This window comes from Photobacterium obscurum (assembly GCF_026191635.1).
GTDB lineage: Bacteria > Pseudomonadota > Gammaproteobacteria > Enterobacterales > Vibrionaceae > Photobacterium > Photobacterium obscurum.
The window spans coordinates 12,926-38,454 of record NZ_JAKRRW010000019.1; the positions used below are offsets into that span (position 1 = coordinate 12,926).

Here is a 25,529-nt window from a genome sequence, read left to right on the forward strand (position 1 = left end):
TTAGAAAACTATTATCCTTTCAATCTTAACTTTCATTTCAAACATCGTTTCATTATCACAACAAATAACATCACTAACGGTAACGCTTACACTTCAAATTACTGATTTCGTAATGAAAATAACAACTCCAATTCGCAATCTATATAGTTGATGGCGTTCATTCAGAATTAAATTACCAGTTGCCCATAACGATTGAAGGCATAGCGGCTCACTACAGCCAGTGAGGTCGCCACGGACAGAGTCGCAGAAAGGAATATCGCCACCATGATCGCCAACTGGTACTTCACCGCCAACAGCGGCTCGGTACCGCCTAAGATCTGGCCGGTCATCATACCCGGCAGGCTAACGATCCCTAACGTACTCATCGACGCCAACTGAGGCAACAACGCCGCCTTAACGGCAGTTTTGATAAAAGGCTGCACCGGATTTGGAGCCCCGAGAGAAAGGTAAAACTGGTACTCATCCTGCTTCTCTTTCAAGCTGCTATACCATCGCTCCAAGGCCATGACATTGGCTGTCAGACAATTACCCAGCAGCATCCCCGCCACCGGGATCATATATCTGGCCTGCCACCAGGGTTCAGCCTGGATCACCCCGGCCAGCATAGCCGGCAATACCACCAGCAAGGCAACAAGTAATCCGATAATAACAGCCGGTATCACTTTCTTGATCTTGACTTCAGCCCGTCGGCAGATGCTGTAACTGGCAACCAAAACCATTACCGACAGCCACAACACATTGAGTCCTAGGCTCTGGTAATCAAACAAGGTTTGCAGGTAGAGCCCCACTATCGCCAGCTGCAGTGTCATCCGCAGTACGGCTTCAACCAAAACGCGGTTCAGGCCAAGTTGCCAACGGTGAAACAAAAATAGGGGAACCAGCAGCATCAGGTAAAAACCGGACAGGGCGAGATTCGTTATATTCAGCGCATTATCCATGGTTAGTTCCCATTGCATGTTGATAATGACAGGCTTGCAGCCAGACCGGATCATGTGAGACCGACACGGATGTCATTGGTAATTCTGAAAGCAGTGCAATCACCTGATTCCGACTGTCCGGATCAAGCGCAGAAGTCGGTTCATCGAGTAGCCATAGCGGTCGCTCCATCAAAAGTGCGCGGGCAATTGCCAGTCGCTGCTTTTCGCCACCGGAAAGCTGTGAAACCTGCTTATCAAGAGGATGAGAAAGGGAAAGTCTATCGAGAACAGCCTGGCATTGCTGATCATCTGGCACAGGGAGTTTCGCCGCCTTTAGCTGCCACGGCAGGCGCAGCGCCTCCCCGAGGCTATCAGCCCCCATAACCGGTTGCTGCGGCAAGTAGCAAAACTGCTGCCGCCACCAGCTCAGGGATTCAGCATCAATAGGTTTGCCTTGCCATGAAAATGAGCCGTTGGCAGGCGGGCGCAGACCGGCAAGAACCTGTAACAAACTGGTTTTCCCACACCCGGAAGGGCCAAATATCGCCAGGTGCTCGCCTTGCTTTATTGTGCAGGTCAAGAAATATTGCTCCGAACTTTCAAAGCCCGAGCCTAGCTCTCTTAACGCCAAAACACTGCTGATCTGTTGCGTCATACACCCATCATCCTTAGATCTTCCGACCTTTGCAGTCTAATGAACATAGTATCATGACTCAAATCGATGAAAGTCATTCGTTCCATCAATAAAATTAATTATCTAGTTCAGCAGGACTCTAAACGAGAGAGCGCGACAGGAAAAACCTGGTGTAACAACCTCTTTATCCATAGTTATCTGCGTGTCAATTTCTCGCTCCGGGCGTATCGGCACTCCCCGCTCTCGTGGTATCTTAGACTATATACTCAAACGGCTTCAAAATGCAGGATTCAGAGCATCTTGAAGCCGTTTGAGTATAGACACCAATCATTAAAAACCAGTCAATTAATCATCGCCAGACGGTAACTATCTCCCCTTATTTATGAGCCAAGAAAAAACATCGACAGATTCAAAATCGGCGATACCACGCCGTCGATTTACTCTAAAAAAAGTCACAAAATGGGTAGGCGTTGCCCTGCTAAGCCCAGTAGTAGTCGCGACGGCTGCACTAGGCTACGGCATCCAGCTTGATCTCACCCCCCACCGTGAACAGATCAACCAATGGCTATCGGATAACCTGCACCGTGATGCCACTATAAACGGTGACATGAAACTGCTGCTGTCATTCAGTCCCGAAGTGCGCCTAAGCGGCGTCAATATTGCCAACATTGACGCCTTCAGCTGGCAGCCTATGCTCACATCCGGTTTGCTCAATGCCAAGATATCAATCTTACCGCTGTTAAACGGCACACTGGAAATTGACTATCTGGCACTGGAAGATATCAGCCTAAATCTTGGCAAAAGCTATGATGGCGAGCGCAATTGGATATTTGCTCTGCCCCAGATCCCGACCCAAGCAGGAGCATCACCTAACCCATCCCTGCAAGCAGATGCTTCTGGATTCAAGCTTCACCTGAAAGATCATATATCGGCTAAGAATATCTCGCTGGTATACAGTGACCAAAGCCAAGGGCAATTCTTTGATTGGTATTTAGAGACCCTGGAGCTCAGCAGCTTCTCTATCGATGAGGAAGCTACGGCTAATGCGGCGCAGTCACCAGAGTCAGGAGCAGATTGGCAACTCACCGCCAAAGGCTCAACGATGGGTCAGGAGTATAACCTCGAGCTTTTCGGTGAGCTGGAATCCTTAATTAATCACCAGCGTGGCAACGTGCAAGCCAAAGGAGTATTTGCCGGCGCCGAGCTTAATATTGCCGCCGACATAGTCCCACCGCACCAAGGGCAGTCCGAGGCAGATGTCGTTCTGCACTGGGAGGACACCCAGCCGATAGAAGATCTCCTGGGTTTGGATGTAAAGCACATCGCCCCGCTAAGCGTTACCAGCCATGTCAGTGCCTCGGCCAATCATATTGCAGTCCAGGATCTCACCATCGACAGCCCGATCACCCAGGGCAGCGGCTATTTAGATATCAGGCTGGACGATCACAACACTATCAATGGCGAGTTGACGATCCCGCTGATCGACCTCCGACCGTGGCTGCAACCTGAACCGCCTCAACCCATGATGATGCGTGCTTACAGTGCCGCCCCGGCTCAGTCACCGTTACAACGGGCACTGGATCAGTGGTTGATGAAAACCACCACCCGCCTCGATCTGGCAATTCATGAAATCAAAGGACTGGGCACGCCAGTAGAAAACCTATCCCTGGCCGTCGAAGGTAAAGAGGGCAAACTGTCGGCACCGATGACGGCCGACATCGCTGAAGTGCCTTTCCGTGGTATGGCAACCATCGATGCAACAGGGTGGAGCTCGAGCGTCGATATTTCTCTGGCTGCCAAAGACTCCCCGCTGGGCGAAATGGCGCGCTGGTTAACTGGTATGCCCTATGCCAAGGGCTACCTAACCGCTGCCGAATTGAAGGTCACCACCCAGGGCACCAAACTTTCGCAGTGGCTGGAAAACAGTGAAATAGCCCTCTCGATCGACGATGCCAATGTAAAATGGGGCAGTGAAGCGAGCTTCAGTATTGATCAGGCCAGATTGAAAGCCGGGATCAACCAGCCGTTTAGTTCCGATATTCGTGGTCAGTTAATGGGAATTAACACCACAATTACCGCCAATGCAGGCTCATTGGGCGATATTATCAATGGCAATGACTGGCCGACACGCTTCCATTTATCCAGCCCGGTGCTCGAGATCAATGCCGAAGGCTTACTGAAACAAACCCGCTGGCAGGAAGGAAGCTGGTTCAACCTCACTGCCAGTAGCAACGATGCCGGCAAGCTCAGCCCCTGGCTTGGCACACAAGCAAACATCAGCGGCGCCATCAATATCGACGGCAAGCTCAGCTACCAGGACGGCTGGATCGATCTGGTCATGCCGAAATTGTCGCTGATGCACAGCCAAGGGGATGTCTCGATGCGCTGGCGTCCGGATCAGCACCGCCCGTTCCTGATCCTCGACGGTCATTTCCAACAGTTAGACTTCACCCAGTTCGGTCAATTCGTCAATGACCAGGAACTGCCACAGGTTGAGCAAACCGTACCGACGCAAGGGGTCAACCTTGATGTTCCCCTGCTTAGTAATGAAATTGTGATAGCCGATGCCGATATCTCACTGAAGGTCGACAAACTGAAATGGGCCAAACAGCAGATGGAGAGCATGGCCTTCAAAGGACAGATCCGCAATGGCCAGATGCCCGCCTCACCATTTTCGGCCTCCTACGCCGGCAGTCGCTATCTGGGTGATTTGGCCTTTAATATCGATGCCGCTACCATTGGTGCCAAGCTAAACCTTGCCGTCAACGACCCGGATATCGGCGCTATCCTGTCGCAGTTTGATATCTCCGATGAGCTCGATATGCGCCTGAAACGCGCCCAGATCGCGGTAACGCTATCTGGACGAACTGTACTGGAGTTGATGGAACATACCGAAGTGGATGCCCGCCTGTTTGGTGGCGCCGTTAGCATTGCCGATACTTATAAAGGTAAAGCCTTGGATGTCTATCTGGATAACGGTTACTTTGTTACCGGTCCCGACACAGCGACAAGGCTAGAGCTGGCCGGCAAAGCCGGGGGGCAAGCAGCTACCATCAAACTCAATTCCATCTCGCTCAAAGAGGCCAATGACGGTCGGGACACCATGCCGGTCAATTTAGCCGTCACACTGGGCGATATGCGATTTAATGCCAGTTCCAATGTTGCGCTACCGGTAAACCCGCAACAGCTCAATGTCGAGTTTGATGCTTTCACTCCAAGCCTGACTCGATTCAATGCCTTCACTGGTGTAGAACTACCGCCATACGGCCCAGTAACACTGGCCGCCAAACTATCGCTCAATGATCTTGGCTACCACCTGCGCGATATGCTGGTTCAGGTTAATGACAGCAAACTAACCGGAAGCGGAACTGTCCTACCGCCACTCAAACCCAATGCCCGACCGGAAATCGATTTGGCGCTTCATGCGCCGTTTATTCAGCTTAACGATTTCAAGGTCAACGACTGGAAGGCATGGGCTGCTGACAGTAACACTGCAATATCCGGCGAAAACAGTAAGATCGGAGAAGATACTACCAAAGACTATCCTCCCAAAAACAAAGCCGTCCCGGTGATCAGCCCTGAAGGTCTGGAGTTTGCCAATGCACGCTTTAAGCTTGACGTCGATGAAGTACGCTCGGGGAATGATTGGCTCGGAGCCGGTCAGCTACATTGGCAATTGGAAAACGGTGTGTTTGAGCTACAACCGATGCATATTCAGCTGCCGGGAGGGGATATCAACCTGACCAGTCAGATCAAATCCCAAGGCGAGATGTTCGATATTGGCCTACAAGGCAATATTAACAACTTTGACTACGGGATATTGGCACGGCGCGTCGCTCCCGAAACAGGGATGCATGGCCGGATCAGTACCCAGTTCAACCTGACTAGCCTGGCTAACTCGCCCGACAGCCTGATGAATAATGCCAACGGCTTTATTGGTTTTGCGGCCTGGCCCCAAGCCTTTGAAGCCGATCTGATTGACCTGTGGGCCGTCAGTCTGACCGATGCCATTATTCCGAACTTTACCAATAACGATCCGTCGCTGCTAAACTGCGTCGCCGCGGGTTTGGATATCAACCAAGGCACCATGAAGCAGCGTGACCTACTGCTCGATACCACCCGTATTCAGGTAAACGGTCAGTTTGATGCCAGCTATGCCGACCGGGCCTTTTCGCTGTACCTAAGACCACATTCGAAAAAAGCCCAGATTTTCAGCCTGCAAACCCCGGTAGAAATTTTCGGCCAGTTCGAAGACTTTGACTTCTCGGTGCCGCTCTCGGCGATTTTGGAAACATCGGTTCGCTTCACCACCAGCCCAGTCGTATCACCACTGCGTTGGCTGGTCGAAAAGCCGCTCGCCAAAGACGGCAGCCGACAGTGTGAGATGATCTGGCAAGGCAATAGTTAAATAACCTGACTAGCACACCAATACGAAAAAAGCCGTTCGCACGCACTGTTCAAATGTGCTGTACGAACGGCTTTTGACTATCAGCGTCAAACCGAGTTGTTAATCCCCATCGCGGTAACGTTTCTCGATTTCATCCTGTGGCTCGAACTCATCATACACCACCGGCGTTACCTCATCGGTACTGAATTTCAGCGTTGCCGGCACCGAGTAATTCGGCACATTGTCGTAGCTGAACACCGAGTAGTATTTCGGGATGTTGGCATTGCCAAAACGGTCGAAAGTATAGTTGTCCTTGCCGGCATACAGCTTCACGCCATCAAACGGTGAACGTGGTGGGTGAAAACTATTACGTACCACATAGGCACCGACAAAATCCGGATGATCCGGATTAGCCCACGTCAGCTTAACCAAACCATCTTCCAGCGTTGCCTGAAGCTCCTGAGGCGTATCGAGCGCCTGCTTGCGGCGTTCGATATATTCAATCACCAGCTGCGGGCGCTTATCGCTATCCAAAGGCTGCCAGTTCACTATCGCGTCATTCTGTCGCGATGCCGATGTGGCGCGAATGATTAAATTGACGGTTTTCTTCTCGCTGTGGAACGACTCCAGATGCTGCCTTGCCGAGCTATCGAACATAAACGTCTGTCGTGACGATTTCTCAAGCTCCTGACTGCTAACCTCATAGCCAAGATACTCAATCTTTTCCCGCTGTTTGACGCTGTCGACATCCAGATCATCAAGCTCGGCTATTTCAACCGTAAACCGCATCGGCTGCGAGATCCCATGCAGTGACTCGCTCTCAATCACAAAATAGGCCTGAGTGATCACTATCTCGATGTCGTCACTGATACAGGACAACGAAAAGGCAACCTGACCGAATACCGTCTTGCCCTCAGTATCAAAGCCGCAGCGTAATACACCTTGCTGCGGCTCGGACTGGCTGATGGTATGACAATCTGTCGCCGCCAGTGCCACCTGATAAGGACGCCGGGTATAGATAAGATCTAGACTCGGCCGATAATGGATACCGCCGCCAAAGCGGCCATAGCCAATATCAAACTGCATCATTTGCGAATCATTGCTCAGCGGCAGGCGATCAGGCCCCTGCAATCGAAGCAGCAACCGGCCTTTCTCAAGCTGATCCTGTACCAATTGCTTTTCCATCGCACTAAAACGCCAGCTCTTCCAGATCCCCTGAGTCAGCTGATCCGAATCAATCGCATCGCCTAACGTCTGCAGCGGCGCCGCAGCATGAATATCGTCGTAGCTGGTGATCTGATTGATATCATCCGGATTGAGGATCGAGACCGACCATTCGCCATAGTTTTCAATTTTCGCCCCAACCCGATTCATCGGGTACAGAGAAAACATCGCATCTTTGATGATGGCATCAGAAGGAATACGGTCCATATCGAAAGCAATAACCCCATAGCATACGCCCTTGGTTTTATTGACCCCGATAAATAGGGAGTTATAACCAAAGTGCTCGGCATTATGTGTCTGGGTCAGTTCGCCGACATAACCAATCTGCTCGGGTTTAGGGAACAGGGTAAACGCAAACTCATCCTTTTCGAGGCTGGTCTTAATCTTCACTTCCGGTGCAAACGGTGACTTGATCCGGCTTACCCGATCAACCTTGCGCAGGTTGTAATAATAGCGATGGCCCGATTTCAACTGCTTGTCGGTATATTCATTCTGCGAGGTTATGGCAATCAGGTTTTCTCGGGTGCAGTGATACTTCGGCGACTCACTGCGGTACACCTGATAATAACAACCGTCATCATCCGGCGAGCGATCCCATACCAACTCAACCTGGTTGGCCGACACGCCTTTCGTCGAGAAATTTTCCGGCCGCTTAGGTGCCAAGTCTGAATAGTTGATCGCGCTATCAAGCGCATACAACAAAGCCGGGATATTTTCATCGACACTCTGCGACATATTGATCAGGTAGTCAGGAATATTCCGGCTGCCAACCTCCACCACTGTCGACAAGATCCCGCGGTCATAATAGTACTCCCTGCCGCTGCCATGGATCAGGTTGGCAGGGGGCTTGCCACGATGAATACCATATTGCCGCTGGGTGACCTTATAAATTTCCTGCGCCATATTGGCACACAAAATATTAAGGTCCGTGCCTTCGATTTCCGCCTCATGATTAAACTTATGGGCGGGGAAGAACACATTCCCCTGTGAATGGTAATCCAAGGCAATTCGGATATTCTGGTGGCTTTCGACGAACTGCTTGATGGCCTGGGTTTCCGGCTCGGAAAATGCCGCCGGGCCACCGTAGATATTCGACTGGGTATCGGTAGAACGACGGAAGTTGATCCCAAAGTTACGGTTCAGATCCACCCCGAATGTACCGTCACCATTATCCCGCCGGTTCTTGCGCCAGAAAGAAAAATGCTGGCGTGAGTATTCAAAGCCATCTGGATTTAAACACGGCACCATATATAACGTGTTGCGAGTCAGTGCCTCAACCACATCCGGATTACTGGGATAATTGTCCAGCAGATATTGAATGAAGTTCACCGCCAGCTCGATGCCGATCCACTCCCGCGCATGAATCGTACCGGAATACAGCAGAGCCGGTTTTAAATCCGCATAGGCGACATCCTGAGACACCGTCACCATCATAATAGGGCGGCCTTCATGGGTATCGCCGATGCTTTCCAGCCGGATCAGATTCGGATACCTAGCCATCGCCTGAGCCAAAAAATCAATCGTATCCTGATAAGACAGATATTGTTTCTTCATGACCGTTCCCTAACCGACCAGCTCGCTTTCATGCCATTGGCTAAGAATAGCCTCCAGTTTTTTCTGCTTCAGATTTCGGAACGTAGTGAGTTGCTGCGGTTCATGGTTCAGCACATGCAAGACACCTGCAACACCTAGGGTATCGACAATTTCCTGTGCCAGTGTCTGGCCTATTCCCCTTACGCTCCTGAAGAATGCCACAAGCTGCTCTGGTTCGGGGATATCGGCAGGCAAGGATTGCTGTTCTTGAAGATCGTCCAGTACGGCATGATCTTCAATCCCGCTATCAAGCTGCCGTTCTTGAGGCAGCACTTGCGTTAATACGTCTGACTGTTGCTTTGGTTGTTCAACTAGATTAGAGACCTGAGGTTCATACGGATTCGCGCTGGCTGTATGATGTCGGCCCTGAAAATTCCACGCTTCACTTGGCCATTCTTCACCATGCATGTCATTGGTCCGGTGCAGCGAATACTGCTCATCGGCCGGTGCATATTCACCGGTATCCGTCGATGGGCTGGCATGACCGAAGGCAATATGACGCATCGTACGCAGCAGCGAGGCATCAATCTTGCCCAGCTCCTCCCAGTTCTTATGGGCAAAATACGGTTTATCGAAATGCTGGGGAGCCAGTAGCCACATCAGATACTGTCCTATCCAGTCACGGATATACGGGAAGGCGGCAAATGCTGTCGCACACTCCAGAATGGTATATTCATCTTTGGTACTGACAGCGATATCACAGGCCCAGTACTCGGCATTGGCCGCTTTAGATGCCCTTACCGACAGATCCAGTACCTCCTGTGGTACATTCTGGTAATCCATACTGCCACCTTGGCTCGTATTGGTCAGCCACTCCCCTTCGGGAGGGCGGCGCCAAAAAGCACATACCGGCTGGTGCCCCACCAACATTACCCGAATATCGGCCTTCATCGGTACAAAGTCTTGAATATAGGCAGGGTAATAACGCTTCTCGGAAAACAGGCGTACCGCTTCCTCGGCGCTATCCACTTTATGAACAAAGTATCCACCATAATTCGAAGCGCCATAAGAGCGCTTCACGATTTTTGGATACTGGGTATTGTTGATGTAATCCAGTGCTTCATCGACCTGATAGAAGATCTTTGTTTTCGGGATCGGCAGCTGGTACTTTTCACAGAAGTGCGTGACATTTTCTTTGGACTTATTGCTGAACTGGGTATCCAAAGACGGAATAAACTTCACCTCGGGCAAAGCACGGGCAATCTCGCGGAACGTTTCATACGCCGTTGCCGGCACATTACCGATCAGCACCTCAATTTTCTTGCGTTTGACTTCGTCAATAAAACGCTGCTTATCGTTCCCCCAGTGGTAAACCACCTGCTCAATCTTATCTGGCCAGCCCTTGAAGTTGGACTTATCAAAAAAGCGCAGCACATGATCTAGATATAACATACCGATCTTGGGTAACGACGACATTGAAAGGCTCATAGTGTTTTTTCCTTAGCAAGAAGGCTGGAAGCTGCTGCAAGCTCCATCGCAGCAAGGTCGATGGCAGGGGCGTCTAGTTCAGCCGTTTTGTCTTTACTGACTGTGCGCTCGATAAGGTCGACCAGATACGAAATCTTGGTATCGTTGAAATTCAGTCCCGCGAGCTCTTGATCCGGAGTGGCAAAAGCCGGGATACCATTGACTTCCAGTACCACATATTGCTGATGCTCGATATCATAAATAATGTCGACACCCGCCACTTCCAAACCGGTGATCTTGGCCGCTTTCAAAGCTAGCTCAATCACCTCAGGACTTGGCTCTCGTCTAATAACACTGCCCCCACTGGTCACATTGGTTTTCCAGCTTCCCGCAGCGGCTTTGCGGCCGTAGCAGGCGACAAACTTGTTATCGACTATATCAATACGGTAATCACTGAAATCATTCTCTATCACCCGCTCGATGTAGAACTGTGGAGAGCTTTGTTTGGTGATATAAGGATGGAGCAAGTCCAAATCGCGTTCGCTTTCCAGCTTAATGATCCCGTTACCGCCCCAACCATTTACGGGTTTGCAAATTGCCTGCCCCTGCCAAAAACGCAGGTGTTCCTTGAGCTGCTCAATATTGTTCTTGTTGCAAACAATATAATCCGAAGTGGGTATACCGTGTTTCTTAAGTAAATGTGCCGTCCGAAACTTGTCTTCCGTCAGTTCGAACGCCGGATAGTTGTTGATTGTCGGGATCATACTGCTCAATGTCTGGTACAGGTACACCTGAAACGGGCTCTGCTGACCAGCGTTATAGGAAAAAAACAGGTCAAGCTCATCCATCATATGACCGTTACAGAAAATACTGCCGTTGTGTGCCGAGGCATGATTCAAGTCCAGCCCAGTAATCGCTTCAATATCTCTGTCTTTTAACTGAGCGACAATCTTCCGCTCTATCTCTGTTCCGCCTGAATTTTGATACATCCATAAACCGACACGGTGGTTGGGCATGAGTTACTCCTTAATCACTCGCACTTCAAAAATATGCCACTTGAGAATACAACCAAGATGAACACAGTAGTAAGATGATTGCAGATCATATTGTTGCATATATTTAATAACAGTGAGCCAGGTTGAAATTCTCCATAAGGAATCCCTGCCAATCACAAAATCTGCGGAAGGAATCATGTTGTGAAAAGTCCCGATTTTTCTGATCTAAAAGCATTGATAGAAGTGAATTCATGGACCCAAAATAAAGCAGGCGTCGATGCCAATGGCAAGCTGATGCAAGAGTGGCTAGAACAGCTTGAAATGACGACAACGGTATTCTATCGTAAGCATATCGGTAACCACCTCCTTTTCAGCAGCACCATCGAAAAAGAGAAACCCCGTCTGTTGCTGATGGGACATCTGGATACGGTTTTTCCGCCTCAGACTTTTGAAGGTTTCAGGGAGGACGACGAGTGGATCTACGGCCCGGGATCCTGTGATATGAAAGGCGGTAATTTCGTCGCCCTATCCGCACTGCGCAACGTCTATGCCGAACATGGGCAACTTAACAATGTCGATTTCTTGTTGGTCAGCGATGAGGAAACGGGCAGCGATGACAGTAAGCTCCTTACTCGAGAGCTCGCGATCAACTACGATGCCTGCCTCGATTTCGAAGCCGCGGGAGAAGATCACGAAGTGGTCAATGGTCGCAAAGGGGTCGCCACTTTCTGTGTTGAACTCGAAGGCGTCGCAGCCCATGCCGGTAATCATTACACCAGCGGGAGAAATGCCAATCTTGCAGCGGCCAAGTTGCTCATTGCCTTGACCGAGCTCACCGACCTCGACAAGGGAACGACCGTAAACGTAGGCAAGATCAACGGAGGAATAGGGGCCAATACCATCTCGCCACATGCCCAACTTATGGTGGAGACCCGTTTTACCGACACCAAAGAGCAAGTACGCGTGCTTGAGGCTATACCATCGCTCATCAACCAACACGGCATAGAAGGCGTCAGCACCTCACTTAGCGGTGGGCTGCAACGCGATGTCATGATGCCTTGCGAGGAACAACAAATGCTTGTTGATACCCTGTCGGCACTCTTGGGGTATACGCTGAAAACCGAACAGCGTGGCGGGGTGAGTGATGCCAATGTCACCGCTGGGGCTGGAGTCCCTACCCTCGATGGCTTTGGCCCTTTTGGTGATGGCGACCATACCGAATATGAACGGGCATCCAAGCGCAGCTTTAGCCGCCGGATCGACGAAATTACCGCGGTCATCCGCCACTTTAGTCCCAAGCAGCCTCAATAGCGCAACCTCCTCCTCATTCTTTACAGCAATACCATTTCCCTCCCCCTCAAGCTAACTTGAGGGGGGATCACTCCCTTTTGTTAAACCTCTTGGCTATTGGCTACAAATCTATAAAATATCAATAACAAAGCCATCCAGGACAAAGCTGACAACGTACCTGAAAAATCACACGTTCAGCTGAAGGGACAACCTATGATATCCGCCCCACCCACAGCAGAAACCAGCTTGAGAAATACCCTTCTGCTCGCAATTCTATACTTGATGAGTGTAATCGCTTTGCCCGTCAATGCCTCTGCGCACGGTGATACGATTCGGATCGGCGGGGATCACAACTACCCTCCCTATGAATTTATCAACGAGGATGGCGAACCGGACGGCTACAATACCGAGCTTACCCTCGCCATCGCCGAGGTCATGGGGATCAAAGTCAACATTGAGCTGGGCGGGTGGGACGAAATGCGTCGACGGTTGGAAACCGGTGAAATTGACGCACTGCAAGGGATGGTCTTTTCCAAGGCAAGGGCGAAGGATTACGACTTTTCACCGGCACATGCTGTTGTCCACCAGTCCGTATTTGCCCGCAAAGGATCACCGACAATCTCAGAGCTCAGTGAGTTAAGAGGCAAGGATGTCATCGTACAAAACGGCGGCATCATGCATGACTATCTATTGCAAAATAATGTCGGCGCGAACCTTATCTTAGTCGATACCCATGCTGATGCCCTGAGGATGCTGGCATCAGGACAAAATGACTATGCGCTGGTGGCCAATCTGCCCGGCCTCTACATGGGCAAGGTACTTGAACTCTCTAATATCATCCCGGCGGGTAAACCTTTCAGTGCCCAGATGTACGGCTATTCCGTATTAAAAGGTAAACAAGAACTGCTGGCCCAGTTCAGCGAGGGGTTGGCAATCCTAAAAAATACCGGACGCCAGCAGGCACTCTATGACAAGTGGCTGGGTCCTTTGGAAAGCCAGGGGTTCAGCTGGAAAAAGCTTGGGATGGCAGCGGCTTTTATTTCAACCTTGTTGCTGTTAATCCTGAGCATCATTATGTTCTGGAATCGGGCACTAAGCCGGGAGGTCGCAAGACGGACACAGGAGCAGCAGCTGCAACAGCAGCAATTAATCCAGGCTGACAAAATGACCTCGCTGGGGATCCTGGTTTCCGGCGTGGCTCACGAGATCAACAACCCAAGTAGCCTGTTGCTGCTCAACCTGCCGATCCTGAAGGACGTCTACCAAGATGCCGAGGATATTCTCGAAGCACATTATCAGGAACACGGTGACTTTCTTATCGGCGGGCTGGAATATAGCCGAATGCGCGATGAGATCCCGCCGATGCTTGATGACATGCTAACCGGTACCCACCGGATCCGCAGGATCGTTGATGACTTGAGAGATTTTGCCCGCCAGGAGCCGACCGAGCTCACTGACAAAGTCGATCTCAATGATGTCGTCGCGACCGCCATTCGGCTGGTCGACAACACCATTGCGAAATCAACCCAGCATTTTAACGTTGAGTACGCCCCGAACCTGCCATGCTTCGAAGGTAATGCCCAACGTATCGAACAGGTGGTGATCAATCTCATCATCAATGCCTGCCAGGCACTAGAAAATCCGAACAGCGGTATTTCGGTTCGCACCTTCTATCTGGCTCAGGAAAACATGCTGAAGTTTGAGATCTGCGACCAGGGACGGGGAATTGCTCCCGAGCACCTGCCTCACCTTAGCGATCCCTTCTTCACAACCAAGCGCGAGCAGGGAGGCACCGGCCTTGGGCTGTCAGTCTCTTTCAGTATCGTCCAAGAACACGGGGGCACCTTGGCCTATGACTCTAAACTTCAACAAGGCACCTGTGTGACGCTCTCGCTGCCTGCTATAAAGGAATAACATTTTCATGAATATCAACCGCTATCCCTCATTTGGCGTACTGCTGGTCGATGACGAGCCCGCTTTCCTGCGCAGCCTCAGTATCGTTCTTGAACGTCGGGGAGGGATCAACCACATATTCCAGTGCCAGGACAGCCGCGATGTCATGGGCATAATTGCGCGGGAAAATATCGGTCTGGTGCTACTGGATCTGACCATGCCCAACGTTTCAGGTGAAGTTCTGCTACAGCAAATTGTCGAAGAATACCCGGAGATCGGGGTCATTATTATCAGTGGTCTGAACCAGCTCGAAACCGCGGTACACTGTATTCGCCTTGGAGCCTATGACTACTTTGTCAAAACAACTGAAGAAGATCGGCTCATCGAAGGGATCAAGCGCGCTATCCTGATGCAGGAAATGCGTCTGGAGAACCAGGAACTGCGCCGCCGTTTCCTCACCGATACCCTTGAACACCCCGAAGCCTTTTCGCAAATTATTACCGAAGACAAGGGTATGCGCTCGGTGTTCCAGTACCTGGAATCTGTAGCTCCCAGCAGCCAGCCAGTGATGATCTGCGGCGAAAGCGGGGTCGGTAAAGAATTGATTGCGAAGGCCATCCATGCCCTTAGCAACCGCTCGGGATCACTGATCAGCGTTAATGTCGCCGGGCTAGATGACAATGTTTTTGCCGATACCCTGTTTGGTCACCATCGCGGCGCATTCACAGGGGCAGATAAAGCCCGGGCCGGACTCATCGAACAGGCAGCGGGCGGTACCCTGTTTCTTGATGAAATTGGTGACTTAAGCCAAGCCTCGCAGGTAAAACTTCTTCGGCTACTGCAGGAAGGCGAGTACTACCCGTTGGGCAGTGACAGACCTAAACGCCTTCGGGCACGAGTCGTCGTCGCCACCCATCAGGATCTGGCGCAGAAACAAAAAGACGGAGACTTTCGCAAAGATCTTTATTACCGACTGAAAACCCACCGTGTAGATATCCCGCCCCTGCGCCAGCGCAACGATGACATTCCGTTATTGCTCGAGCACTTTCTTCAGGAGGCAGCCAATGAACTCGGTAAAAACAAACCGACAATCCCCAAGGAGCTGCCGGTATTGCTGGCCAACTACAACTTCCCTGGTAATGTCCGTGAATTACGTGCCCTCGCCTTTGATGCAATGAGCCAGCACCGCTCGCGAATGTTGTCGATGGAGGTGTTTCGTCGCGTACTGGCTCAAGATACAGCGGCGCCAGAACCGGAGTCGCATGCCGAACACATGCTATTCAACCCGGAACGACCACTACCCACCCTACAAGAGGTCGGTGATCTGCTTGTTAACGAGGCCATGCTCCGCGCACAGGGCAACCAGTCACTAGCTTCCAAGTTACTGGGGATCTCACAGCCAGCCTTGAGCAAACGGCTTAAAAAAGCTCAATCCTTATAAACGATGTTTGTTAAACCCCTATAACCAAACGAAAAGTTATAACCTAGGTAATATAAGATAAGTTACTGATCACAAATAAGTAACATACAACTCACACCGGTAACTTATTCCTTTGGTTATACCCCTTCGCTACAAACAACCACCCTCAACAACAATGAATTTTTATTTACAAATCAATCATATAAACAAAGTTATAACAATTGGCATCAAGCTTGCTCTATTAATACCTAGGCACAGGGGGGATAACACCCGTTCAGCCGCTTATTAAACGTATTACATACAAGAAGATACAGGTAGTAACCCATCTTCGGTTCTACCAATCAACATAAGCAAACGGACAAGGAAATAACATGGAACAAGCACAAGTGACGCAAAGCCAACGTGGCTTTTGGGGCAACCTTGCCCTGTGGAAGAAAATTCTGGTCGGTATGGTACTGGGCGTAATTGCCGGCAGCATATTGGGGCCAGATGCAGAACTGCTCAAACCTATCGGCACCCTGTTTATCAACGCAATCAAGATGCTGATTGTCCCTCTGGTTTTCTGCTCGCTGGTTGTGGGGGTCACTTCGATGCAAGATACCCGTAAGATGGGTCGTATTGGTGTGAAGTCTGTTGCGATTTATCTTGGTACCACTGCCGTTGCCATCAGTATCGGCCTGGGCCTGGCAACCTTGCTGACTCCGGGGGAAGGCCTGAATATGGCAGCAACCGCCGCTGCAACTGATGGAAAAGAAGCGCCGACCCTAGTGCAAACCATTCTTAATCTGATCCCGAAAAACCCTATTAGCGCACTGGCAGCCGGTAATATCCTACAAATCATTGTCTTCGCTCTGGGTCTGGGGATAGCCCTGAACTTATGCGGCGAAAAGGCCAAACCAGCCATTGCAGTCTTCGATAGCCTGGCCGAAGCGATGTACAAACTGACCGAGCTGGTTATGAAGCTTGCTCCTTACGGCATCTTCGGTCTGATGGCCTGGGTTGCCGGTAAATATGGTATGGACATCCTGTTACCGCTATTCAAGGTTATTGCCGTTGCCTACATCGGCAGCCTGCTTCATGTTCTCGTGTTCTACTCTGGCGTTATCAAGGTATTTGGCCGTCTGAATCCAATCCCTTATATCAAAGGTCTGGTAAATCCAGCGGCAGTTGCTTTCACCACCACCAGCAGCTCTGGTACCCTGCCGGCAACCATCAAGTGTGCACGTGAAGAAATGGGCGTGTCCAAAGGGATCTCCAGCTTTGTTCTGCCGCTTGGCGCTACCATCAATATGGACGGTACGGCACTGTACCAAGGCGTTGCGGCACTGTTTGTCGCTCAGGCCTTCGGGATTGATCTGGCATTTGCAGATTACCTGACCATTATCATGACCGCGACCTTAGCCTCTATTGGTACTGCGGGCGTTCCTGGTGCCGGCCTGATCATGCTGTCACTGGTACTGACAACCGTCGGCTTACCGATGGAAGGACTCGCCATCATTGCCGGTATCGACCGTATCCTTGATATGGCACGTACCAGCGTAAACGTCTGTGGCGATCTGATGGTATCTATCTTGGTAGGTCGTAGCGAAAACGAGCTGGATACCGAAGTGTATAACAGCACAGGTGAGGTATATAACCGTACCAGCGAAGAAGCAGCATAAGCCTATATTGCTCGCTTAGTTACTCCGGTAATTCAGTGACAACCTTGCCGTCACCGCCGGATGCTGCTGCACAGAGACAATAAAAGGTCAGGAGGAACACCCTCCTGACCTTTTTCATTTCCGTCACTTTTATGTATCGATGATTAGATGAAGATCCCCGCCAGGAAGAAGCCGACAGGTACCGCACTCACAATCCCCAGCATACCCGGCAGGAAGAATGGGTGGTTAATGATCAGCGAGCCGTTCCAGCGGTTGCTCAAGAATGAACCAGTATCATCAGTTGCAATTGCAAAAGCCGTCGTCGGGTAAATATTAGTCATGTACAGCGCACTGACCGCAACAAAACTAGCCAAAATCGTACCGGCGTCAACACCTAGTGTCGCGGCAATAGGTACCAACAACGCACTGGTTGCACCTTGGCTAAACAGCAAGGCACTGGTGCCGAAAAATACAACTGAAAGCAATGCTGGATAGTCACTCAGTACACCACCTGCAACTTCTTTGATTTCACCGATATGGGCACCAATAATTGTCGAGCTCAACCAAACAATACCAAGAATAACAATCAGAGATTCAGCACCGTCCTTAAATATTGGAGCATGCTTAATATCGCTTAGCTGCACTTTACATGTCATCGCCATGACGAAGGAAATAAAGAACATGGTAATAACAATAATATCTTTAGAGCCTAACGTGTGGCCAATGACTGATTTAAACATCAGCATACAGACAATAAATACTACACCACCAAGGAAAAGCATTACGGAACGTTTAGCCTCTGGTGTTGGCTCTGCTGCTTTTTCTTCCTCAGAGCTAAAGTTTACCAAGCCTTTTTTCACACGCTCTTGATAAATAGGATCCTCTGCCAGTTCTACACCTTGCTTACTGGCAATAAAGGCTGCAACAGCAGAACCCACTAATGCCGCAGGCAAAATGACACAAATAGCATCAAAGAAGTTAACACCCATTTTTTCGACCACCACGTACATCGCTGCAGTTGCACCAGAAATAGGTGATGCCGTGATTGCAATCTGTGATGCGACAACCGCCGAACTTAGCGGTTGGCTAGGGCGAACACCGTTATCTTTAGCGACCTGCTGAATCACGTTCAGAACCGACATCGCTGTGTAACCTGTGCCTGCAAGAGTAGTTAAGACAAACGTTGTGGCAGGTGCAAGGATATTGATATATTTAGGATTCTTGCGCAGCATCTTCTCGGCACACTGAACCATGTACCCCATACCACCGGCTTGTTGCATAACAGACAAGGCAAGAATAACCGACATGATAATCAAAATAACCGAAACCGGTATTGCGCCGGGTGAGAGGCCCATAATATAGACGGCGATAACCATCCCCACGCCACCGGCAAGCCCGACACCAATCCCTCCTAAACGGGCAGCAAGTATAATACACCCCAGCAGTAAAATAATTTCCAGTAATAACATAATAAGTCCTTCACTTTAGTTTTATATTTTTATTGCAACATCAGTATTAAACTGAATTGCAAAGTAATGACGTGCATACAGGATTAAGAAAATACTTACTCGTTTTTAATAGGTTTTTATCTGGCAATAGAAAACACTACCTCTAGATAGTATTAATAAATACTCGTACCTGACATGGTAAACCTTTACGAAGAAACAACGTCGAGAAAGAATAGCTCAATTTAATAAAGCATGTAGAAAACAAATATAGTTATAAGTAATGGTGGATATCATCCATTTTATTAGTAATGAATCTTAAACCTGTCTAATTAATAGAGACTTTACTTAACTTTCCGCATTGATTGAAATGCCCAAATTAATCTTGTCATGCGAAATCAGCATAGGAATACTGCTACACAGATCACTGAACATTCATTAAAACAATAAATGACAACCCTTCATTATCAATAACAAAACCAAATAACAACCTGAGCACCAAAAAATAAACAAAAAGCACATCCACTACCAACATTACAATAACTGAACACATGAATGCTTGATGAAAAAGGCATCATCAGTTCGCAAACTAAATAACAATGTGTGTATTTGTAATACATCAAACCTCTACCCCAATCACATAATTAATTCTGTGAGCAACATTCAGCATCTCAAAGGAAGGTAAAATAAAAAAACATAATGCCAACAATGATTTACGAACAATTTCAATAGACAGATGCCACTATGCAATAAAAGCATTGTTGCTTACTTTTAAGCATTTCACTTTGTGGAATAAAAGGAACATTGTGTCGGTGTCATTTCACTGTCAATTAAGGAAACAGCTATGCTCGACAATGCTAATAAGGTACGTATTGAAGAAGATCTACTCGGTGAACTAGAAATCCCAGCATCGGCTTATTACGGAATCCATTCGCTGCGTGCTTATCAAAACTTCAATATCTCTTCTATGAAGATTTCTGATGTACCTGAGTTTGTTCGCGGCATGGTTTATACCAAGAAAGCGGCCGCAAAAGCTAACATGGAACTGGGTACTATCCCAAGCGATGTTGGCCAGCACATTGTCGAGGCGTGTGATCTGATCCTTGAAACCGGAAAATGCATGGATCAGTTTATCTCTGATGTTTATCAGGGCGGCGCTGGTACCTCTGTCAACATGAATGCCAACGAAGTTATCGCCAACGTAGCCCTTGAGCTAAAAGGACACGATAAAGGCGAGTATCACATCATCAACCCTAATGATCATGTGAACAAGAGCCAGTCAACCAACTGTGCCTACCCAACAGGCTTCCGTGTTGCTGTCTATAACAGCATTATCAAAATGATCGATTCAATCGAGCATCTACAGGCAGCCTTTGATGCGAAAAGCGACGAGTTCCAAGATATCCTGAAAATGGGCCGAACTCAGCTGCAAGATGCCGTACCAATGACGGTAGGACAAGAGTTTCATGCATTCAGCATCTTGATTAAAGAAGAAATCAAGAACCTGAAATATGCCGCTTCACTTCTTCTGGAAGTTAACCTTGGTGCAACAGCTATCGGTACCGGCCTTAACGCCCCACAAGGCTACCAGGAGCTGGCTGTTAAGTACCTTGCCGAAGCAACAGGCCTAGACTGTGTACCTTCAGAAGACCTTATCGAAGCAACGTCTGACTGTGGCGCCTATGTTACCGTTCACGCGGCACTAAAACGCCTGGCAGTCAAACTATCTAAGGTATGTAACGACCTTCGCCTGCTTTCTTCTGGGCCTCGCTCTGGCCTTAACGAACTGAACCTGCCAGAAATGCAAGCTGGTTCATCAATTATGCCAGCCAAGGTTAACCCGGTAATTCCTGAAGTCGTCAACCAGGTCTGCTTTAAAGTGATCGGCAACGACACCACAGTTACCTTTGCTGCAGAAGCGGGTCAGCTTCAGCTTAACGTGATGGAACCTGTTATTGGCCAGGCTATTTTTGAGTCAATTGAACTACTGAACAATGCCTGTATCAACCTAGCTGATAAGTGCATCAAAGGCATCACAGTGAACAAAGACGTATGTGAAAACTTCGTCTTCAACTCTATCGGTATAGTTACTTACTTGAACCCGTTCATTGGCCACCATGAAGGTGACATTGTCGGTAAAATCTGTGCAGAAACTGGCCGCAGTGTTAAAGAAGTTGCACTGGAGCGTAATCTGATTGCAGAAGAGCAACTGGACGAAATCTTCTCGGTGCAAAACCTAATGCACCCTGAATACAAAGCTAAGTTGTATAGCTAAAATTGAAAAAAAGGGCTAGTTTCTAGCCCTTTTTTCTATATAAGTTTCACTTAAAAAATAAACACCATTAGTTATATGATATTTATCATTAGATCCCACCTTCGATGATCGGACCTATTTTACTTAATTCACTCCACATTGCTTCGCATGATGAATGCAGTTTCGAATAATAGCGGTAAACATATAAATCTAATGGAACAGGCTCCCGCTCAGTCAATATTTTCAACTGGCCAGAAGCTAATTCTTGCTTTATCGCATAGTCAGGAAGCCAACTTATTCCCTTACCTTGTAAGACTAACGCTTTAATAAAATCAGTCATCGACGATGTACAAACAGTATTAGGCGTAAGTTTGCTATTAGCACGATGCAATGCTCTGCCCATATAGCTTTCTGGTGTGTAGTCCAAACATGGGACGTTATCATTGGTCGCGAGATCAAAAAGCGGGTTTCCGCTGTCATCTACCGCAGAGACACAATACAGATAACTACGACCGAGATGGATTGAACGGTAAGGCGCAATTTGCAGCCTGTCTTCATAAAAAGAAAACAAAAAGTCGCATTTGCCATCGATGAGTAGTTCGACTGCATCGTCCACTTCATTCGCATCAACAGATAGGCTTGTGTTCAATTTGGGATCGAACAAACATGAATGTAGCTGAGGCAGCACACTAATCGCTATTGAATGTGCGGCGCTTAACCGCACGGTATGCCGGCCGTGGAAAGAGCTGCCCGCCAACCGGTTAACTTCTTCATCTAATTGATAAAGTATCGAATGGGCCGTGGTCTTAAACTGCTTGCCACACAGAGTAAGTTCAATTGGTGATTTACTACGATCGATCAATACTAAACCTAGCTCGGCTTCAAGCGATTTAATTCGACGACTAAATGCAGGTTGGGTAACATTACGAACAGCAGCTGCGTGAGAGAAGTTTTGCAATTCAGCAAGAGTAAGAAAGTCTTTTAGCCATTTTGTTTCAATATTTTTCATTAATCTTTCTCAATAATAATTATACAGCTGTTATCATTCCTAAATAATTCAATACAAAACATCAGTGATTGCAGTGATAATTATAGGCTATATATTGCTTGCACTAAGGGTCAATCAATTATTAACAATTGTCTATTAAGCTGATCACAAAGCCCCAAATCTACCCGATGCTTTTTTATAATCAAGCCATTTTTTTAAGCATTTCACAAGCTATACATATCACCATACTATCGGCTAGTAACATTTTTAACACTTATCTGTCTTTTCGTTTAACTAAACAATAGTTTGACTGAATACAACTTGTTTTTAATGTTAATAGCTAAACCCAAAGTAAAAATAAGCCAATATATAATTATAAGAAACTCGTATCCTAATAAATTAAAGGTCAATAAGATGAACTTAATAATTAAGTTATTGTGTGGAATATTAATAGGCATACTAATGGGTATGTTTGCTCCAGAAGTAATAGTTCGAGGACTAATCACTGCTAAATTTTTGGTTAGTCAGTTAATTACATTTACCATTCCTTTACTCATCCTCTTCTATGTCACCAGCGGCATTGCGAGCCTCCCCAAAAACTCTGGAAAGTTGCTTGGGAAAACAGTGGGCCTCGCTTACATGTCAACATTAGGCGCAGGTATTCTTGCTTTTTTGGTTGCCAAAAGCCTGTTTCCTATCTTACTCAGCGGTGCCGGTGAACTGCCTGAAGCCAAAACCGTTCTCACTCCGTTTCTCGCGCTTCAGATCCCGCCGATAATGAACATCATGACGGCTTTGACCGTGGCCTTCCTGTTTGGTTTGGGTATCTCCAATACGGGTGCCGATCAGCTTAAAAAGGTCAGCGATCAGGGACGTGACATCATTGAAATGTTCCTGAACAAAGTGATGATCCCGGCTCTGCCGTTCTACATTGCAGGCGTATTTGCCGATATGACAGTTAAAGGCACTGTGTTTGCTACCCTGCAAACCTTCAGTCTCGTACTGCTTGCCGTTGTGGCGATGCACTGGTTCTGGTTGAGTTTCCAGTTTGTAACCACAGGTGTTGCTCTGCAGCGCTCACCATTAAAAATTCTACGTACAATGATGCCGGCCTACTTTACTGCCGTCGGTACTATGTCCTCTGCGGCTACGGTGCCGGTTACCCTGCAGCAAACCAAACGTAATGGCGTCTCGAAATCCATTGCCAATTTTGTCGTACCGCTTTGTGCCAACATCCATATGTCAGGCTCAGTGATCAGTATCGCCAGTGTCGCTGTCGCCGTCATCATCATGACCGGAGCGGGCCCTGTACCTAGCCTGCTTGAGGCACTGCCATTTCTCGCCATGCTAGGCATCACTATGGTGGCAGCACCAGGTGCGCCGGGTGGTGCCGTAATGGCGTCGGTTGGCCTGCTAGGTTCTATGATGGGATTTACCGAAGAAATGATTGCCCTGCAAATCGTCCTTCACCTTGCCCAGGACAGCTTCGGTACGGCCTGTAATGTCACCGGCGATGGCGTCATCGCCATGTTGATTGACAAAGTTTCAAGCTCCCCAGAAGAAGTCGAAGGTGAATTGGTACCCGTGGAGGATGCCATCTAACCCCACCCCGCTTTCACCTCTGTTAACCGCATCATAAGAGCTGTTTTCGGGCAGCTCTTACTGTTTGAAAATAGGATTCACAGCAACATGTACGAAAACAACAAAACACTTTACCTTCCTTATGCCGGTCCTACCCTGCTTGAAAATGCCCTGCTCAATAAAGGCAGTGCCTTTTCCCTTGAGGAACGGCAGAACTTCAGCCTGATAGGGTTGCTCCCGGCAACAATCGAAAGTATTACCGAGCAGGAAGAGCGAGCCTACAGCCAGTTCCAGACTTTTAGTAACGATCTGGATAAACACATTTTCCTGCGCAATATCCAGGACACTAACGAGACTCTCTACTATCGCCTAATCGAGAATCATATCGAAGAAATGATGCCGATCATTTACACCCCGACGGTCGGCGCAGCCTGTGAAAAATTTTCGAACATCTACCGTCGCGGCCGAGGCCTTTTTCTCACCTATCCCGAGCGCGGCAATATGGTTGATACCCTGAATAACGCTGCCCGCCAGGACGTAAAAATTGTCGTGATAACCGACGGCGAGCGGATCCTGGGACTCGGCGATCAGGGGATCGGAGGGATGGGGATTCCCATTGGCAAGTTAGCACTATACACCGCCTGTGGTGGGATCAACCCTGCCAACACGTTACCTATTGTGCTTGATGTTGGCACCAACAATACCCAGCTTTTATCTGATCCGATGTATATGGGATGGCGTCACCCGCGTGTTACAGGGCAAGAGTATGACGATTTTGTCGAAGAGGTTATCCAGGCCATAAAAAGCCGCTGGCCTAATGCCCTGATCCAGTTCGAAGACTTCGCCCAGAAGAACGCCATGCCGTTGCTCAATCGATATAAAAATAAAGTCTGTTGCTTTAACGATGATATTCAGGGGACAGCCGCAGTGACCGTCGGCAGCTTGCTTGCTGCCTGCAAGGCTGCCGGCTCACGCCTTTCTGAGCAGCGGATCACCTTTGTCGGAGCAGGCTCAGCCGGTTGCGGGATTGCCGAAGCCATTATTGCCCAAATGGTTGCCGAAGGACTAAGTGACAGCGCTGCACGCGAACGTATCTTTATGGTCGACCGCTGGGGTCTGCTAACTGATGACATGCAGAACCTGCTAAGTTTCCAGCAGAAGCTTACCCAGAAAACTGCCTCGGTCAGTTCGTGGAATAGCACCGGTAGCATCTCCCTGCTGGATGTAATCAGCCATGCCAAACCAACGGTGCTGATCGGTGTTTCCGGTGTACCGGGCCTATTCAGCCAAGAAGTCATATCAGAAATGCACGCCCACTGCAGTCGACCAATTGTGCTGCCACTGTCAAACCCGACCAGCCGCGTCGAGGCAACGCCATCGGATATTCTGCGCTGGACAGAAGGCAATGCTCTGATTGCGACCGGCAGCCCGTTCGAGCCGGTGATATTTGATGGCAAAACCTTCCCTATTGCCCAATGTAACAATAGCTACATCTTCCCGGGTATAGGTTTGGGAGTGCTTGCCAGTGGCGCCACCCGCGTCACCGACGAAATGCTCATGGCAAGCAGCCGGGCCCTGGCGGAATGCTCGCCACTTGCCCAGTTCGGGGAAGGGAACTTATTGCCACCACTGGAAGAAATTCATCAGGTATCGCGCCATATTGCATTAGCAGTGGCCAAGAAAGCCATAGAGCAACAGACAGCGCCGCAACGAACAGATGAACAGTTGCTTGAAAAGATTGAAAGTACTTTCTGGGAACCAGAATATTTGAAATACAAGCGAACCGCATTATAGCCAGTGAGCGCTAGCTTGTTTCCTTAAGGCTGTTAGTCCCCCAAGTACTTGGAGGGCTAACAGCACG

The 25,529-nt window shown here is 48.9% G+C and carries 15 protein-coding genes; 8 read left to right on the forward strand and 7 right to left on the reverse strand.

Translation table 11 applies throughout. The annotated features are described in order from the left end of the window. Positions 1-167 precede the first annotated feature (167 nt). Together MD588_RS19475 and MD588_RS19480 are read right to left on the reverse strand one after the other, a co-directional pair. Complete coding sequence (locus MD588_RS19475) at positions 168-938, reverse strand: ABC transporter permease (RefSeq protein ID WP_265699321.1); 771 nt, start codon at positions 936-938, stop codon at positions 168-170. Beyond that, entirely contained in the window at positions 931-1,572 is a 642-nt protein-coding gene (locus MD588_RS19480) for an ABC transporter ATP-binding protein (RefSeq protein WP_265699322.1), read from the reverse strand. Before MD588_RS19480 ends, MD588_RS19475 begins: the two co-directional genes overlap by 8 nt. Positions 1,573-1,933: 361 nt before the next feature. Here MD588_RS19480 and MD588_RS19485 point away from each other — a divergent pair, with 361 nt between their 5' ends. Beyond that, positions 1,934-5,959, forward strand: a complete 4,026-nt coding sequence (locus MD588_RS19485) for an AsmA family protein (protein WP_265699323.1) — start codon at positions 1,934-1,936, stop codon at positions 5,957-5,959. A 99-nt stretch (positions 5,960-6,058) separates the two neighbouring features. On the opposite strand, the gene MD588_RS19490 is transcribed toward MD588_RS19485, so the two are convergent. The 3 genes from MD588_RS19490 to MD588_RS19500 are packed head-to-tail and all read right to left on the reverse strand — an operon-like array spanning position 6,059 to position 11,178. Continuing rightward, positions 6,059-8,716 (reverse strand): M14 family metallopeptidase, encoded by a 2,658-nt coding sequence (locus MD588_RS19490; RefSeq protein WP_265699324.1) that lies wholly within the window; start codon positions 8,714-8,716, stop codon positions 6,059-6,061. 9 nt (positions 8,717-8,725) lie between these two features. Further along, positions 8,726-10,183: an ATP-grasp domain-containing protein gene (locus MD588_RS19495; RefSeq protein ID WP_265699325.1), complete on the reverse strand. Its 1,458-nt coding sequence runs from the start codon at positions 10,181-10,183 to the stop codon at positions 8,726-8,728. Further along, positions 10,180-11,178 carry an ATP-grasp domain-containing protein gene (locus tag MD588_RS19500; RefSeq protein WP_265699326.1) on the reverse strand — a complete coding sequence of 333 codons (999 nt, stop codon included), beginning with the start codon at positions 11,176-11,178 and terminating at the stop codon, positions 10,180-10,182. The genes MD588_RS19495 and MD588_RS19500 overlap by 4 nt, the downstream gene beginning before the upstream one ends. 180 nt (positions 11,179-11,358) lie before the next feature. On the opposite strand from MD588_RS19500, the gene MD588_RS19505 reads away from it, so the two are divergent. From MD588_RS19505 to MD588_RS19520, 4 genes are all read left to right on the forward strand, one after another. Then, positions 11,359-12,468, forward strand: coding sequence for a M20 family metallopeptidase (locus tag MD588_RS19505; protein WP_265699328.1), 1,110 nt, complete (start codon positions 11,359-11,361; stop codon positions 12,466-12,468). A 192-nt stretch (positions 12,469-12,660) separates the two neighbouring features. Further along, on the forward strand, positions 12,661-14,361 hold the full coding sequence (locus MD588_RS19510) for a transporter substrate-binding domain-containing protein (protein ID WP_265699329.1): 1,701 nt from the start codon (positions 12,661-12,663) through the stop codon (positions 14,359-14,361). A gap of 7 nt (positions 14,362-14,368) precedes the next feature. Further along, complete coding sequence (locus MD588_RS19515; protein ID WP_265699330.1) at positions 14,369-15,781, forward strand: sigma-54-dependent transcriptional regulator; 1,413 nt, start codon at positions 14,369-14,371, stop codon at positions 15,779-15,781. Between the two features lie 350 nt (positions 15,782-16,131). Continuing rightward, a complete protein-coding gene (locus MD588_RS19520) occupies positions 16,132-17,421 on the forward strand; it encodes a dicarboxylate/amino acid:cation symporter (RefSeq protein ID WP_265699332.1) in 1,290 nt (429 codons plus the stop codon). Positions 17,422-17,564: 143 nt separating this feature from the next. Here the strand turns inward: MD588_RS19520 and MD588_RS19525 are convergent, their stop codons facing one another. Beyond that, the gene (locus MD588_RS19525; RefSeq protein ID WP_265699333.1) at positions 17,565-18,869 is read right to left on the reverse strand and encodes an anaerobic C4-dicarboxylate transporter; all 1,305 of its coding nucleotides are present in this window, start codon (positions 18,867-18,869) and stop codon (positions 17,565-17,567) included. 820 nt (positions 18,870-19,689) lie between these two features. Here MD588_RS19525 and aspA point away from each other — a divergent pair. Then, positions 19,690-21,120, forward strand: a complete 1,431-nt coding sequence (gene aspA, locus MD588_RS19530) for an aspartate ammonia-lyase (protein WP_265699335.1) — start codon at positions 19,690-19,692, stop codon at positions 21,118-21,120. 88 nt (positions 21,121-21,208) lie between these two features. Here aspA and MD588_RS19535 read toward each other — a convergent pair whose 3' ends face one another. Next, entirely contained in the window at positions 21,209-22,108 is a 900-nt protein-coding gene (locus tag MD588_RS19535; protein WP_265699336.1) for a LysR substrate-binding domain-containing protein, read from the reverse strand. Between the two features lie 393 nt (positions 22,109-22,501). Here MD588_RS19535 and MD588_RS19540 point away from each other — a divergent pair, with 393 nt between their 5' ends. Then, positions 22,502-23,689, forward strand: coding sequence for a dicarboxylate/amino acid:cation symporter (locus tag MD588_RS19540; protein ID WP_265699337.1), 1,188 nt, complete (start codon positions 22,502-22,504; stop codon positions 23,687-23,689). Between the two features lie 87 nt (positions 23,690-23,776). After that, complete coding sequence (locus MD588_RS19545; RefSeq protein WP_265699338.1) at positions 23,777-25,462, forward strand: NAD-dependent malic enzyme; 1,686 nt, start codon at positions 23,777-23,779, stop codon at positions 25,460-25,462. Positions 25,463-25,529 lie beyond the last annotated feature (67 nt).